At 62.0% G+C, this 14910-nt stretch carries 18 protein-coding genes; 14 read left to right on the top strand and 4 right to left on the bottom strand.

Translation table 11 applies throughout. The features are described from left to right. Positions 1–16: 16 nt before the first annotated feature. Together AAHK20_RS24115 and AAHK20_RS24120 are read left to right on the top strand one after the other, a co-directional pair. Positions 17–880, top strand: coding sequence for a VOC family protein (locus tag AAHK20_RS24115; protein ID WP_449184015.1), 864 nt, complete (start codon positions 17–19; stop codon positions 878–880). Between the two features lie 64 nt (positions 881–944). Next, positions 945–2285 (top strand): MFS transporter, encoded by a 1341-nt coding sequence (locus AAHK20_RS24120; protein WP_449184016.1) that lies wholly within the window; start codon positions 945–947, stop codon positions 2283–2285. Here AAHK20_RS24120 and AAHK20_RS24125 read toward each other — a convergent pair. Then, positions 2256–2660: a hypothetical protein gene (locus tag AAHK20_RS24125; protein WP_449184017.1), complete on the bottom strand. Its 405-nt coding sequence runs from the start codon at positions 2658–2660 to the stop codon at positions 2256–2258. The two genes, AAHK20_RS24120 and AAHK20_RS24125, sit on opposite strands and share 30 nt — an antisense overlap. A 166-nt stretch (positions 2661–2826) precedes the next feature. Next, positions 2827–3813, bottom strand: coding sequence for a zinc-dependent alcohol dehydrogenase family protein (locus tag AAHK20_RS24130; protein WP_449184018.1), 987 nt, complete (start codon positions 3811–3813; stop codon positions 2827–2829). A gap of 111 nt (positions 3814–3924) precedes the next feature. Between AAHK20_RS24130 and AAHK20_RS24135 the strand changes: the two genes are divergently transcribed. Both AAHK20_RS24135 and AAHK20_RS24140 read left to right on the top strand, forming a co-directional pair. Continuing rightward, complete coding sequence (locus tag AAHK20_RS24135; RefSeq protein WP_449184019.1) at positions 3925–4794, top strand: LysR family transcriptional regulator; 870 nt, start codon at positions 3925–3927, stop codon at positions 4792–4794. A gap of 65 nt (positions 4795–4859) precedes the next feature. Next, positions 4860–5483 (top strand): glutathione S-transferase family protein, encoded by a 624-nt coding sequence (locus tag AAHK20_RS24140; protein ID WP_449184020.1) that lies wholly within the window; start codon positions 4860–4862, stop codon positions 5481–5483. A 93-nt stretch (positions 5484–5576) separates the two neighbouring features. Here the strand turns inward: AAHK20_RS24140 and AAHK20_RS24145 are convergent, their stop codons facing one another. Beyond that, positions 5577–6476, bottom strand: coding sequence for a LysR family transcriptional regulator (locus AAHK20_RS24145; RefSeq protein WP_449184021.1), 900 nt, complete (start codon positions 6474–6476; stop codon positions 5577–5579). 126 nt (positions 6477–6602) lie between these two features. Here AAHK20_RS24145 and AAHK20_RS24150 point away from each other — a divergent pair, with 126 nt between their 5' ends. From AAHK20_RS24150 to AAHK20_RS24175, 6 genes are read left to right on the top strand one after another with little or no spacing between them, the layout of a single operon-like run. Then, the gene (locus AAHK20_RS24150; protein WP_449184022.1) at positions 6603–7277 is read left to right on the top strand and encodes an RraA family protein; all 675 of its coding nucleotides are present in this window, start codon (positions 6603–6605) and stop codon (positions 7275–7277) included. Continuing rightward, the gene (locus AAHK20_RS24155) at positions 7274–8494 is read left to right on the top strand and encodes an aminotransferase class I/II-fold pyridoxal phosphate-dependent enzyme (RefSeq protein ID WP_449184023.1); all 1221 of its coding nucleotides are present in this window, start codon (positions 7274–7276) and stop codon (positions 8492–8494) included. Before AAHK20_RS24150 ends, AAHK20_RS24155 begins: the two co-directional genes overlap by 4 nt. Before the next feature lie 38 nt (positions 8495–8532). Then, positions 8533–9348 carry an ABC transporter substrate-binding protein gene (locus tag AAHK20_RS24160; RefSeq protein ID WP_449184024.1) on the top strand — a complete coding sequence of 272 codons (816 nt, stop codon included), beginning with the start codon at positions 8533–8535 and terminating at the stop codon, positions 9346–9348. Positions 9349–9375: 27 nt separating this feature from the next. Next, positions 9376–10080, top strand: coding sequence for an amino acid ABC transporter permease (locus AAHK20_RS24165; protein WP_449184026.1), 705 nt, complete (start codon positions 9376–9378; stop codon positions 10078–10080). Then, entirely contained in the window at positions 10077–10811 is a 735-nt protein-coding gene (locus tag AAHK20_RS24170; RefSeq protein WP_449184027.1) for an amino acid ABC transporter permease, read from the top strand. The genes AAHK20_RS24165 and AAHK20_RS24170 overlap by 4 nt, the downstream gene beginning before the upstream one ends. 1 nt (position 10812) lies before the next feature. Continuing rightward, a complete protein-coding gene (locus AAHK20_RS24175) occupies positions 10813–11541 on the top strand; it encodes an amino acid ABC transporter ATP-binding protein (protein WP_449184028.1) in 729 nt (242 codons plus the stop codon). 152 nt (positions 11542–11693) lie between these two features. On the opposite strand, the gene AAHK20_RS24180 is transcribed toward AAHK20_RS24175, so the two are convergent. Continuing rightward, positions 11694–12488, bottom strand: a complete 795-nt coding sequence (locus AAHK20_RS24180) for an SDR family NAD(P)-dependent oxidoreductase (RefSeq protein WP_449184029.1) — start codon at positions 12486–12488, stop codon at positions 11694–11696. Positions 12489–12689: 201 nt separating this feature from the next. Here AAHK20_RS24180 and AAHK20_RS24185 point away from each other — a divergent pair, with 201 nt between their 5' ends. From AAHK20_RS24185 to AAHK20_RS24200, 4 genes are read left to right on the top strand one after another with little or no spacing between them, the layout of a single operon-like run. Further along, the gene (locus AAHK20_RS24185; protein WP_449184030.1) at positions 12690–13025 is read left to right on the top strand and encodes an ArsR/SmtB family transcription factor; all 336 of its coding nucleotides are present in this window, start codon (positions 12690–12692) and stop codon (positions 13023–13025) included. After that, positions 13022–13483, top strand: coding sequence for an ArsI/CadI family heavy metal resistance metalloenzyme (locus tag AAHK20_RS24190; RefSeq protein ID WP_449184031.1), 462 nt, complete (start codon positions 13022–13024; stop codon positions 13481–13483). Before AAHK20_RS24185 ends, AAHK20_RS24190 begins: the two co-directional genes overlap by 4 nt. Before the next feature lie 31 nt (positions 13484–13514). Beyond that, positions 13515–14009 carry an arsenate reductase ArsC gene (locus tag AAHK20_RS24195; RefSeq protein WP_449184032.1) on the top strand — a complete coding sequence of 165 codons (495 nt, stop codon included), beginning with the start codon at positions 13515–13517 and terminating at the stop codon, positions 14007–14009. Further along, positions 14006–14713, top strand: coding sequence for an aquaporin (locus AAHK20_RS24200; RefSeq protein ID WP_449184033.1), 708 nt, complete (start codon positions 14006–14008; stop codon positions 14711–14713). The genes AAHK20_RS24195 and AAHK20_RS24200 overlap by 4 nt, the downstream gene beginning before the upstream one ends. Positions 14714–14910 lie beyond the last annotated feature (197 nt).

Genomic DNA, 14910 nt, shown 5'->3' on the forward strand with positions numbered 1-14910 from the left:
CTCAGGGTCCCCGCTCATGATCAATCTGCACGAACTCCGATATGTTCGGCTCGGTACCCGTGACCTCGACGCCGCGGCGAAGTACGCGGCCGATATCCTCGGATTACAGCTGGTGCGCCGCGAGAGTGGGTGGGTCTACCTGCGCTCCGATGACCGCGATCACACGCTGGTCTATTTCGAGGGCGATCCAAGCGACCATACGATCGCATTCGATGTCGTCACGAACGAGGCGCTCGAGCAAGCAGCCACGATGTTGGAGCAGAACAATTTCCGCGTACATGCCGGCAGCCGCGACGAGTGCGATCAACGTCGCGTACGCGCCTTCATCAGCTTCAAGGATCCGTCGGGCAACCAGATCGAATTGGTGTTCGGCGCGCTGCATAGCGGCCGCCGCTATTTTCCGTCGCGCGACGCCGGCATCACCGGCTTCAGTCACGTCGGTCTGCGCACCAGCGACCCCCGCCGCGACGAGATCTTCTGGACCACGCTGTGCAATGCGCGCGTGAGCGACTGGATCGGATCCGCGCCGCTGCTGAGAATCGACGAAGTCCATCACCGGATCGCCCTCTTTCCGTCCTCGTTCGCCGGCATTCAACATATCAATCACCAGGTTCAAAGCATCGACGACGTCATGCGCGCCTGGTACACCCTGCGTGAACGAGGGATCCCCATTCGGTTCGGACCCGGGCGGCATCCAACGTCGGGCGCCATCTTCCTCTACTTCGAGGGGCCTGACGGAATGACTTATGAATATTCGACAGGCGTTCGCCTGATCAGGCCGGACGAGGAGGCGACGTATTGCCCCCGCCAGTTCCCATTCGATCCGACCGGCTTTTGCATGTGGGGCGCCAAACCCGACATTCCAGAGTTTCAAACCTGACGCGCGACCCGGTTCATCGCTGATCGCGCAAGAACAACATCGAGGCCACTGGAGGGAGAACGCCATGGCGACGATCAGAACGGTCGATGTTCAAGACTTCATCAACTCGCACAAGCTGTCGACGTATCAGCTTCTGATCGTCGCGCTGTGTTTCCTGGCAGTCGCGTTCGACGGTTTCGATACCGCAAGCGCCGGATTTATAGCGCCTGCCATCAGGAAGCAATGGGCGTTGAGCGCGCTTCAGTTGGCGCCTATGTTCGGCGCCGGCTTGTTTGGCCTGATGCTTGGTGCGCTGCTGTTCGGCCCGCTTGCCGACCGGTTTGGGCGCAAGCCGATACTCTGCCTTTCAGTGACGCTGTTCGGCCTACTGTGCCTGTGGTCTGCCTACGCGACCTCTCTGCGTGAACTCATACTCTTGCGATTCCTGACCGGCCTGGGTCTTGGCGGAGCCATGCCGACGGCCATTACATTGACATCCGAATTCGGTCCCGAGAAACAGCGCTCGCTATTGGTGACGAGCATGTTCTGCGGCTTCACGTTAGGCGGAGCATCAGGAGGCGTGGTCGCCTCGCAGATCATGCCCCTGCATGGCTGGCAGGGCGTGCTGTTATTCGGCGGCGCCATGCCGTTGGTACTGGTGCCGGTTCTGGTATGGCTTCTGCCCGAGTCCGTCCGCTACCTGGCGTTGTCCGGCCGAAAGCAGGAGCAAGTGGCGCGCACGCTCCGGCGCATCGCGCCGCAAGAGGCGTTCGACAACGCGACGTTCACCGTCCCCGAGAACAAGGTCAAGGGCTCTCCCGTACGCAGCCTTTTCGGCAAAAGCGTGATCGTCGGCACCGTCTGCCTTTGGATCACTTTCTTCATGAGTCTGCTGGTGTATTACCTGCTCACCAGCTGGCTGCCGACGGTCATCAACAACACCGGCGTCCCTCTGGGAATGACTGCATTGGTCGCCGCGGCGCTGCCCCTGGGTAGCACGGTGGGCGCCGTGCTGATCGGCCGCCTGATGGACAGACATAGTCCCTGTCTGGTGCTCGCCAGTTCCTACATGATTGCCGCCGTGTTTATCGTACTCATCGGCGTCGCTTCATCGTTGCCGATGCTGGTGTTCGCAGTCTTTGGGGCAGGCCTTGGGACGGGCGGCTCGCAGACCGGCGTCAATGCACTGGCGGCGGCCTACTACCCGACCGCCAGCCGCGTCTCCGGCGTGAGCTGGGCACTCGGCATTGGCCGGGTGGGTTCGATCGTGGGCTCGATGGTCGGTGGCGTACTGTTGGCGATGCATCTGGGCCTGCCCATCATGTTCGTCCTGGTCGCGATTCCCGCTATCGTCGCCGCGCTCAGCATGTTTGCCATGGCACGCCACCAGGCTCACTCACTTGTCGCAATGCATATCCTGCTTTGACACGACGATCATCACCGGGTAGGTCCCCTGGTCGAGTTCCACGCGAGCGACCACGACCATCGTCGCGCCGCCGCTGTCGTCGTACACGCTGGCGCGTTCATGCCGAAGGTTCGTGACACCAGTACAGGCAGACGCGCGCCCCTCGTCGGAGATCTGACACTGCATCGGGTGGTCTGCGAGGTAGCGATATCTGTCTCTGTCGGGCGTCGCCAGGAATTCGCGCATGCTCTGGGCCGTTCCACCGATGCCGGTGACATACCCGAGCGCGCACTCCTGTTGGGGTGCATCGCTGCTGGCACCGGATGTTTGGGCTATCGCAGCGGTGCTTGCGGCCACGATGATCGCGGCAGCTATCGACGCTGAAATGTATTTCATGGCGTAAGTCCTGGTTGTCAAATCGCTGTGCTGGATTGTAGTGGCATCCTGCGCAACGGGTTTGCTTGCCAAGCACGCACGCAATTTTCTGCATAGATTGAAGGCCGCCAGCACCCGCCCCGCCTGACAGTCGTGAATCGACACAGCGAAGCTGACGCGTTCGATCTCACGCGACGTCCACCACGATTTTCCCGCGTGCGGTGGCGTTCGTGATGGCGTCGTAGGCGAGTTCCGCGGAGCGCAGGTCGAACCGTCGAGGATCGAGATTCGGCGTGAGCTTGCCGGCTTCGATCAATCGTGTGGCCTCGCGCAGCATCGCTCCGTGATGCGCCCGATGCATGCCCGTCAGGAGCGGATAGAGGGTGAAGACTCCCGAGTACGTCGCTTCTCGGAACGACAGGGGCGCCAGCGCATGCGTACCCCAACCCAACGCGCTGACGACATGGCCAAAATGCTTGACCGCCGCAAACGACGCATCGAGCGAAGGGCCGCCGACGGTGTCGACCACGACGTCGAAGCCGGTGTCCTGCGTCAACGATGCGACATACTGCTCGACCGATTGTGACCGGTAGTCGATGGGCGTAGCGCCCAGACGCGTAACGAGATCGTGGTCGCGTGAACTCGCTGTTGCAAAGACCTGGGCGCCGAGTGCGCGCGCCAATTGCACCGAGACATGCCCGACACCGCCTGCCCCGCCTTGCACCAGCACAGTTTGGCCCGCTTGCAGACGGGCCCGGTCGACAATGCCGGAATAGGAGGTGATGAACGCGAGGGGCAGCGCCGCGGATTCACGCATCGACAGGTTGGCCGGCTTGATCGCAAGCAGGTCGGCATCGACCGCCGCATATTGGGCCAGCGAGCCCTGAATGCCACCGACGCCGCCCGTCATACCGTAGACCTCATCGCCGACCTTGAAAGCGGTCACGCCCGGCCCGACGGCATCGACCACGCCTGCCATATCGATGCCGAGCACCAGCGGGAGCGGATGCTTCGCATGCGCTGCGCTGCCAGCACGGATCTTGGTGTCGAGCGGATTGAGACCGCTTGCGGCAATGCGCACGCGCACCTGGCCGTGCGCGGGTTCGGGCATCGAGATTTCGTTCAATTCGAGCGGGCCGTTGTAGCGGTTGAGGACGAGCGCCTGCATGGTCATGGTGGGTTCCTATCGGGTTGCTTTCCCGTCGAGCGAACGGGTCAATGCGTTCATCATGATTTATGCTAGAACGCATGTAAATCAACGTTTCTGCACAGGGTCCATGCAAAAATGAATGACGCCAACCTGGATTGGGGCGATGTCCGGATCTTTCTGGCGATTGCCCGCTGCGGCACGCTGGGGGCAGCAGCGAAGCGCGTGGGCCTGACCCAGCCCACCATGGGGCGCAGGTTGCGTGCACTCGAAGAAGCGCTCGGGCATACGCTGTTCCAGCGCACGAGCGATGGTTTTGTCCTGACGGATGAGGGCTCGGCGGTGCTCGCCTATGCCGAGCGAATGGAGGAGGAAGCGCTTGGCTTCACGCGCGCGCTCACCGGGAAAGAGACCCAGTTGACGGGTCTGCTGCGCGTCTCTTCGTCGGACTGGTTCGGCCTGCACATACTCACGCCGGTGTTCGCGCGCTTTCTGGCGAAGCACCCGGGCATCTCGTTGGAACTCGTCACGGATTCGCGCCTCTACAACCTCGCGCGGCGCGAGGCGGATCTGCTGTTCCGCATCACGCCGTTCGACGAACCCGACGTCATCCAGCGCAAGCTGATGCGCATCGACTATGCGTTGTACGGGCACGTCGATCTCGTCCCGCCGTCACGTGGCGAGGGTGACGGCTACACGCTGATCAGCATGGACAGCGAGTTCGGCTCGCTGCCCGACGTCGAGTGGGTCAAGCGCATGCTGCCTCGGGCCAGGATCGCGTTCGGCAGCAATAATCGTGGAGTACAGGCGCGCATGTGTGCTGAAGGATCGGGCTTTGCCGTGCTGCCATGTCCGCTTGGCGATGCGACGCCGGGCATCCGACGGGTCGATTTAGGCGAAGCGCCGCCGGGTCGCGATGTCTGGCTTGGCTTTCACCGTGATTTACGTCGCGTCGCGCGACTGCGCGCACTGCTGGATGCAACGATCGATGCGCTAGCGAACGTTTGACAGGGTCATTGCATCAAGTTCATTTCTTGCCTTGCCTGACCGCAGGCAAGCTACCGGAGCCTCGCATGCTGAAGATTCTCGGAAAAGCATCTTCCATCAATGTCCGCAAAGTGCTCTGGGCGTGTGCCGAGTTGAGGATTCCCTTCGAGCGCGAGGATTGGGGCACGGGATTCAGGGAAACTGACACTTCCGAGTTTCTATCGTTGAATCCCAATGGCCTTGTGCCCGTCATCAAGGACGGTGACTTCGTGCTTTGGGAGTCGAACTCCATCATTCGCTATCTGGCTTCGCGCTACGGTGGCGAAGCGCTTTATCCCGCCGAGCCAACAAAGCGGGCACGAGTCGATCAGTGGATGGACTGGCAGGCAACGGACCTGAATCGGTCTTGGAGTTACGCCTTTCTCGGATTGGTCAGAAAATCGCCCGCGCATCAGGCGCAAGAAGACATTGCAACGTCGCTCGCTAGCTGGACCCGACACATGCGGATACTGGATAGTCGTCTTGATACCACGGGCGCGTTCGTTGCCGGGGAGCAGTTCACCCTCGCCGACATTCCTGTCGGGTTGTCCGTGAATCGCTGGTTCAGCACGCCTTTTGAGCATCCTCACCTTCCTGCAGTGTCCGACTATTTCGACCGCCTTGCCGATCGACCCGGCTTCACGACGTATTGCAAGAACGGAACGCCGTAATTGACGTTAGCGCCCCTTGCCGTGTATCCGACTGGCGGGGGGCAGCGAACGGCCAGTTACGGTCGTCCGATTGATTGGAATTGCAGCCCCTGCCTAGTCGGATGCGCGGTGAAAATCGCACAGGCTTTCAACCAGCGCGGCGATCTTTGACATCGGCTCGCGTCGTTCTTGTCGATAGATCGCGTGATAGTCGAGTTGAGGCAAGGCCTTCCCAGTGTCGAGGACCACGAGCAGGCCCTTCGAAATCTCTTCCCGGAAGAACTCCATCGGCAGCACGCTGAGGCCTAGGCCGGCAATCGTCAACTGTCCGAGCACGGGTAGGCTGTTCGTGCGGGTCGCGAGGCGGGCGGACACGCCGTGCTCCCTCAACCACGCTTCGTGAATACGTGCGGTCACGGACGACGTCGCTTGCAGCAGCAGCGGGTAGTCGGCCAATTCGCGCGGCGCGATGCGACGCTTGCGGCCCACTCGCGAAGGGCTTGCGACCCACGCGGTTCGTAGCGTGCCGACGGCGACGCTGCAATAGCTGGCCGGCCAGCGATCGCCTTCCGGAACGACCGCAATATCCAATGCGTTGTCATCGAACTGTTCGAGCAGCGTACGGCTCGAGTTCACTTCGGGGTCGATAGTCAGACGTGGATAGAGTTCGCGCGCGCGTTCGATAAAGCGTCGTAGCCACGTCAACGCCGAAATCTCGGTCACCCCGATGCGCAGGCGTCCGGCAAACGGATCGGGGTCCAGCACTTCTTCATCGATGCGGGCGAGCAGATCGACGACTTGCTCGGCGAGCGGCAGCAGCGCACGGCCCTTTGCCGTCAGCGCGGGGCGCTTCTGACTGCGCTCGAACAGGGCGACAGATAAGGCCGTCTCCAGTTCCGCCACGCGCTTCGAAACGGCGGATTGCGTCGTGTGCAGACTCTCCGACGCCGAACTGAAGCTGCCCAGCCGGGCAGTGGACAGAAAGGCTTCCAATTGCTTGATCGTTGGATGCATCGCACGCTCCAGGAATTTTCTTCTTGATACGTCGAGAAAATTTATCGCTTTTTCGCATTTTTGTCGAAGCCTAGACTGCGCTCATCAAGGGTCGAGTGCAAAGCACACTTTTTCGAGGAGGCGGGTATGACGGAGACGGGGTTGCGCATAAAGCCGCGAGCGGAAGGTCTGAGCGAGCGGCAAAGGGAGGCCTTCGCGGGCCTGCCGGTTGCCGCGTTGAGCGACTGTATTGGTCGCTGTACGGGCACCATGCATCTCGTACCGCGGCATGGCGACGCGCCGCTCGTCGGCAACGCGGTGACGGTCAGGACGCGGCCGGGCGACAACCTGATGATCCACAAGGCTTTCGACGTGCTGCAAGCTGGCGATGTGCTGGTGGTGGACGGCGGTGGCGCTTGCGACAATGCACTGGTCGGCGATCTGATGATGCAGATGGCGCAGCGACGAGGCGTGGCGGGTTTCGTCATCGACGGCTCGGTGCGCGATGTGGTGGCGTTCCGCAAAGCGGGCTTTCCTTGCTATTCGCGGGGCGTCACCCACCGTGGTCCCTACAAGGATGGTCCCGGAGAAATCAACACGGTCGTGACGATCGACGGCATGGTGGTGTTTCCTGGCGACCTGATCGTCGCGGATGCGGATGGCGTGCTCGCGATCCGCGCCGACGACGCCGCCGACGTGCTCGAACGCGCAATCCGCCACGTCGATAAAGAACGTGCGTTCAGCGAAGCCGTTGCGAACGATGCCGTCAATCGCGCATGGGTCGACGCCCGCATCGCCAGCCTGCGGGGAGTCCGCCAATGAGCACGGTCACGAATACGACGCCCACGTCCGAACGCCTGTCGCGTATTCGACCATCGGCCAGCGGCTCGGCACGCGAACGCGTGGTGCAGTTGATGCGCGAAGGTCATACGATCCTGGATCTGTCGATCGGTGAGCCGGACTTCGATACACCCGACCACGTGAAGGCCGCCGCCATCGACGCGATCGCACGCGGCGACACGAAATACACCGGCGCGGCGGGTACCCACGCGTTGCGCGAGGCCGTGGCCCAGAAATACCGGCGCGAAAATGGCGTCGCGATCGATGCGGCGCAAGTCTTTATCGGCAGTGGTGCGAAACAGGTCCTGCACAACGCGTTCGCCGCGACGCTCAACGCCGGCGACGAAGTCGTCGTGCCGGCGCCCTACTGGGTGTCGTATCCCGACATGGTCGCGCTCAACGACGGCGTGCCCGTGATCGCCCGCGCATCGGCCGCACGCGACTACAAGCTGACCGCCGACGAGCTCGACCGCGCAATCACGCCCCGCACACGCTGGGTGGTGCTGAATTCGCCGAACAATCCCACTGGCGCGTCATACAGCGAACGCGAATTGCGCGAACTCGCCGAGGTGATTCTGTCCCACGAACGGGTGTGGCTGCTCAGCGACGATATCTACGAGCACTTCCATTACGGTGAGGGCAAAGCGCTGACGCCGCTCGAAGTGGTCCCCGCGCTCGCTGAACGCTCGCTGTCGGTGAACGGCGTGTCGAAGACGTATGCAATGACCGGCTGGCGAATCGGCTATGGCGTGGGTCCCAGGGACCTGATTCGCCAGTTGACCACGCTGCAGTCGCAAACCGTCAGTTGCGTGTCGTCGATCAGCCAGGCAGCGGCCGCGGCCGCGCTGACCGGCCCGCAGGATTTTGTCGCGCATTGCGTCGCGACGTTCCGCGAGCGGCTCGATGCGGCGATGCGGATTCTGAGTACCGTCGAATTGCTCGACTGCGTGCGGCCCTCCGGCGCGTTCTACATCTTTCCCGGTTGCGCGCGCGTGATCGGCAAGACCACGCCGGCTGGGACGCGGATAGGCTCCGACGCGGACTTCGTCGCGTATCTGCTCGACCATGCGAAGGTCGCGGTGCTCGAAGGCTCGGCCTACGGCGTGTCGCCGTCGATCCGGGTGTCGTTCGCTACGGCGCTGGAGACCGTGAAGGAGGGCTGCCGCCGCATCAAGTCCGCGTGCGACGCGCTCAGCTAGCGAGTTGCTAACAACACAATATTGGAGACGTTCACACCATGAAACGCTTTCTCACGTTGCTCGCCAGCATTCTCGCGCTGGTTCACGGCGTTGCCGCGCATGCCGACGCACTTGCCGACATCAAGCAGCGCGGCACCCTGATTTGCGGGACCTTGGGCACCGCGCCGCCGTTCTCGTTCCAGGACCCGAAAACCCGGGAGATCGTCGGCTACGACGTGAACTTCTGCAAAGGCATCGCGGACGCATTGAAGGTCAAGCTGGAGATCAAGCTGATTGCCGTCGACGCGCGCATTCCCGAGTTGTTGCAAGGCCGGGTGGACGTGGTCGCGGCGAATCTCGGCTACACGGCGCAGCGGGCTCAACAGATCGACTTCAGCGATGCCTATTTCGCGGGCCCGTCGAAGCTGCTGGTGCGCAAGGATGCCAATCTAACCTCGCTTGGCCAGATGGACGCGAAGCGCATTGCGGTGGTCAAGGGTTCGTCGGCGGAACCCGCGGTACGCAAGCTCCTGCCGCGGGCGAGCATCATCAGCTATCCCGATCCGACGAGCGGCTTCCTGTCGATCATGCAGCACAAGGCTGATGGGTTGTGCGCGTCCGAACTCGCGCTGGTCAAGATGCAGCGTCAGGCGGATGCGTCGGCGCCACTCGCGATCATCGATCAGCCCGTGTTTTTGGAGCAATGGGGGATCGGCATCCGTAAGAACGAGCCCGCGTTGCGCGACGCCGTGAATCATGCACTGGAAGCGATGGAGCGCTCCGGCGAGGCCGCCGCGATCTTCGACAGATGGCTCGGCGCCGGCAGCGAATACAAGATCCGCCGCAGCTTCAAGGTCGCGGCGATACAGGGCTGACCGAGGGAACCGGCGAGGAGTCTCTCCATGCACTATCAGTTCGATTTCGCAACCGTGCTGCACGGCGACTATCTGCGCGCGTTCATCGACGGCACGCTCGTCACGCTCGCGCTCTTCGTCGTCGCGTGGTTGGGCAGCATCGTTCTCGGCGCCGCGCTTGCCATCATCCGGCAAAGCGGTGTTCGCAGTGGCGCCGCGGCGGTCGCCGCGTACGTCGAATATCACCGCAATGTACCGCTCGTCGTGCAATTGCTGTTCTGGTACTTCGCAGCACCGAGCCTCTTTCCTGCTGCGCTGCGCGATTACCTCGCCAGCCATGGCAGCGAATTTCCGCTCGCGGCGGTGGCGCTCGTGCTCTGCGCGGCGGCCTATGTTTCCGAGGATCTGCGCAGCGGCTTGCGCGCCATTCCCCACGGCCAGACGGAGGCGGGACGCGCGCTCGGCATGAGCTATCTGCTGACGATGCGCACGGTAATCCTGCCACAGGCGCTGCGCGTTTCGCTGCCGCCTCTCGTCAATCAGGCGTTGCTGCTCTTCAAGAACACGAGTCTCGCGATGGCCGTCGGCGTGGCGGAGCTGACGTACGAGGCGAAGGAGGTCGATAGCAGCACGTACCGCACGTTCGAAGCCTTCGCGGTCGCGACGGTCATTTACCTGGCGATTGCGTTCGCGATCATGTTCTGCGGGTCCGTGCTCGCGCGCCGCTTCAATGCCGCGGGAGCGAGACGATGATCGAGATCCTTGCCCAGTACTGGCAAACGTTCCTCGTCGGCCAGTATCCGCAAGGCCCGCTCGGCGGCGTGACGATGACGCTGCTGATCGCGCTGCTGTGTCTCGCCGCATCGCTGCCGATCGCGTTGCTGATCGCGCTCTGCCGCACGTCGCCATTCGGCGCGCTGCGCTGGCCCGCGTTCGGCATCGTGCAGTTCGTGCGGGGCATGCCGCTGCTGATGCTGATCTTTTGGGCGTATTTCCTGTTGCCGGCGCTCACGCACGTGACCGTGTCCGGCGTCGTGACGCTGATCTGCGCGCTGATCATCTATCAGGCCGCGTATCTGTCCGAGGTGATCCGCTCCGGCATCGAGGCGATTCCGCGCGGACAATACGAGGCGGCACGCGCGCTGGGGCTCGGCTACATCACGGCACTGCGGCGCGTGATCGTGCCTCAGGCGCTCTACAACGTGTTGCCGAGCATGTTGAGCGAATTCATCTCGACGATCAAGGAAACCTCGTTGGGCTACGTGATCGGCGTGCAGGAACTGACTTTTGCGGCGAGCCAGGTCAACAGCCAGTTGCTGACACGGCCGCTGCAAGTGTACGTGCTGCTGGCCGCAACCTACTTCGTGATCTGCTTTGCGCTCACGCGCAGCGTGCGCTACCTCGAAGTGCGCCTGAACCGCAGACGCACGGCTCGCGCGGCGTCGCTGCAGCCGCCTGTCCTATCGACTATCGCCGGGGAATAAAGTGATCGAATTGAGCAAGGTCGACAAGTCGTTCGGCCACCATCAGGTGTTGTGCTCCATCGACGAGAACGTCGCGCGTGGCGAAGTCGTCGTCATTTGCGGGCCGTCCGGCTCGGGTAAGTCGACACTGATTCGCACCATCAACGGGCTCGACCGCATCGACGGCGGCTCGATCATGCTGAACGGCATTTCGGTGCATGCGAAAGGTACCAACCTCAATGCGCTGCGCAAGCAGGCCGGGTTTGTGTTCCAGCAGTTCAATCTTTTCCCGCACATGAACGTGATGGCGAATCTGACGCTCGCACCGTTGCAACTGTCAAAATGCGCGCGTCGTGAAGCCCTGGAGAAGGCGCTGGCGCTGCTCGAGAAAGTCGGCTTGACTCACAAGGCCAGTGCCTTTCCCGGCACGCTCTCCGGTGGCCAGCAACAGCGCGTGGCGATTGCGCGTGCGCTGATGATGGACCCCGCGGTGATGCTGTTCGACGAGCCGACCAGCGCGCTCGATCCAGAGATGGTCGGTGAGGTGCTACACGTCATGAAGCGGCTCGCGAGCAGCGGCATGACCATGGTTTGTGTCACGCACGAAATGAACTTCGCGCGTGAGGTGGCCGATCGGGTCATTTTCATGGACGAAGGCAGGATCCTCGAACGCGCGAGCCCGCGGGAGTTCTTTCAACAGCCGCAGCACGAGCGGGCGAGGCGCTTCGTGATGGATATCAGAACGCATTGAGCAGAAGTAATGCTTCGGAAGCGTGGCGTCAGTCCGGGCGTCCTCCAAACCACCCCTTCACTAGCGCGTGGCACTGCGCATCTACTCCGGGAGGGAACCGATGGTTTGGTCCCTTCCCGAAGCCGCGTTGGACGAGTGAAAAAGCGTGCGCCCTATGCAATTGTCCGAACGACACCGCCGTCGACACGCAAGGAAGTACCTGTTGTCGCCGACGCCTGCTCCGAGCAGACATAGACGACCAGGTTTGCGACTTCTTCGGTTGTCGCGAAGCGATTGAGGAGCGTGGTCGGGCGATGCGTTTTCAGGAACTGCTGCTCGGCTTCCTCGCGCGTAATGCCTTGCGCATCTGCGTTCGCCTGCGCCCAACCACCCATGATCTCCGAATTCGTCGGACCAGGGAGAACCGAATTAACAGTGACGCCCGTTCCGCCGACCACCTCGGCCAAGCCCCTCGCAATAGCGAGCTGAGCGGTCTTGGTCGTGGCGTAGTCGATCATGTCCTTGGGGATGGCAAGCGCGGACTCACTGCTGATGAAGACGACGCGCCCCCAGCCGCGCTTCGTCATGTTCGGCACATAGTGGCGGGAGGCGCGAATGCCGCTCATGACGTTAAGTTCGAAGAGATCGTTCCACTCGCTGTCCTCAATTTCGAAGAAGGACTTCGCACGCCCAGTCCCCACATTGTTGACGAGAATGTCCGCAACCGGCGCCTGCGCGAACAACTCCGCCGCGCCTTCCGGGGTCGCAAGATCTGCGATGACGCCGGTAAACTCCGTCTTCGGCAAGAGTTCGCGAAGCTCCCTAAGCGCCGTGGAGACGCGCTTCTCTGTGCGGCCGTTGATGACGACCGCGGCGCCTGCGCGTCCCAGCCCTTCTGCAATGGCTCGGCCGATACCCGCCGTTGACCCGGTAACGACCGCCTTGCGGCCAGTAAGATCGATATTCATGACACCAGTCCTTCAACATGTGGAGAAAGCTGGAGTGTGGGTGATGTCTGAATCAATGATAATGGCTTGATTTGTCATCATATTAATTCCCGGGAGGAATTAGTATGGATCGATTCAACGAATTAAACGCCTTTCGGCCGCTCGATCCATGACGCGGCCCCAACGGTTTGCACATTTCAATATTTCGACTATCATTGAAATATGGAAACCACCCAAACCGTTGCCGCTCTGGCGGCACTCGCACACGAGTCCCGGCTCGCCGTCTTTCGCTCATTGGTGCAGGCCGGACCTGAAGGCTTGCCTGCGGGCCAGATCGCCACACTGCTGGACATCGCGCCGTCGTCCCTCTCCTTCCACCTGAAGGAACTGGCTCACGCACAACTCGTCACCAGCCGGCAGGAAGGCAGGTTCGTCTTCTACTGCGCGAACTTCGAGACGATGAACGGCTTGCTGGCCTATCTCACCGAGAACTGCTGTGGCGGCAACCCCTGCTCGCCGATATCAGCGTGTTCCCCCTCCAAGCGGAGACAGTCATGAAGCGTTTTCACGTCCACGTTGCCGTCACGGATCTCACTGAGAGCATCCGCTTTTACTCGGCGTTGTTCGCAGCCCAACCTACCGTCGTCAAGAGCGACTACGCGAAGTGGATGCTCGATGACCCGCGCATCAATTTCGCGATCTCGCAACGCGGCGCCACGCCCGGGGTCGATCATCTTGGCGTGCAGGTCGAGAATGAAGCCGAACTGGCGGAGATGCACGATCGGCTAAACGGCGCAGCGTTGCCGGTCGACGCGCAGATCGGCGCGGCCTGCTGCTATGTGAACTCCAACAAGTACTGGACGGTTGACCCGCAAGGCCTCGCGTGGGAGTCGTATCACTCGCTGAGCGACATTCCCACGTTCGGTGGATCGCACCATGCGCAGACAAGCGCACCGCCCTCCGAGGTTGCCGCGCGCTGTGCGCCGTCATCAGGCAAATCGTCGTCGTGCTGCTGAATCCCGAGCGATTGAACGAGACGAGGCACGCATGACAACCAACGTATTGATCCTGTGCACGCACAACTCGGCGCGCAGCGTGCTGGGCGAGGCCATGCTGAATCACTTGGCCTCGAAGTCAGGCAAGGACGTACGCGCTTTCAGCGCGGGCAGCGCGCCAAGCGGCCGCCTGAATCCATTCGCTATCGACGTGCTCACGCAGGCGGGTATCGACGTGAGCGGCTATCGCAGCAAGAGCTGGGACGAGTTTGCCGGTGACGATGCCCCCGCCATGCGCATCGTCATCACCGTCTGCGACAGTGCCGCCGCTGAGACGTGTCCCTACTGGCCCGGCAGTCCGGTGAAGGTTCACTGGGGCTATGCCGATCCGTCCGATGCGCGGGGCGGCGACACGGGCAAGCGGATTGCATTCGAACTCACCCGCCAGGCGATTGGGTATCGGATGCTGCAGCTTCTCGCTCTGCCATTGGAAGCGATGAGCAACGAGGCGTTGCAGCACGCACTCACCAGCCTCTCCAAGTCATGAACACTGTGGTTGGCCTGAAGCGCAAGGTCCTTGCAGAACTGCTTGGCACAGCCTTGCTGCTCGCCGTCGTAATCGGCTCCGGCATCATGGCCGAGCGTCTGGCAGGCGGCAACGTCGCGATCGCGTTGCTCGCCAACACGCTGGCGACGGTGGGCGGCCTGTATGTGCTGATCGAGATCTTTGGACCCTTGAGCGGCGCTCATTTCAATCCTGTCGTCAGCGCAGTCATGATGCTGCGTGGCGAATTACGCGCGTATGAGCTGCTGCCGTATATCGCCGCGCAGTTGATCGGCGCCCTGCTGGGCGCATGGCTCGCGCATGCGATGTTCAATCTGCCGATCGTCGAGTTGTCCGGCAAGGTTCGCTCGGGAACCGGCCAATGGATTGCGGAAGCCGTGGCCACCGCCGGACTGCTGCTCGTGATCCTGCGCGCACCTGCCGGACGCGCATCGATACTCGTGGCTGCATACATCGGCGCGGCATATTGGTTCACGGCGTCGACGTCGTTCGCCAACCCCGCGGCCGTTTTTGGCCGCATGTTCAGTAATAGCTTTGCCGGCATTGCGCCGATGAGTGCTCCGGCTTTTATCGTCGCCGAGCTGGTTGGTGGAGCGATGGGTCTGGCACTGCACGTTGCATTGAAAGCGGACAGTAGCGATGCAGGCCACCCTAATGTGATCGAGTCTTCCGGTGGCCACGGTTAAACGTTGTATTGATTTTGCAGGTCGAGTGCATAAAAAAAGCGATATGGGCACGTGACCCATATCGCCCACCGATGCCTCAGTGGCTATCGCCGGCGGGTGGAGACGCCGGATGGAAAAACTGCGTGAACGTCAGTACACAACCACCGAGCGAATCGACTCGCCGCTCTTCATCAAATCGAAGCCCTCGTTGATCTTCT

The sequence above is a fragment of the Trinickia camelliae genome (genome assembly GCF_053525655.1).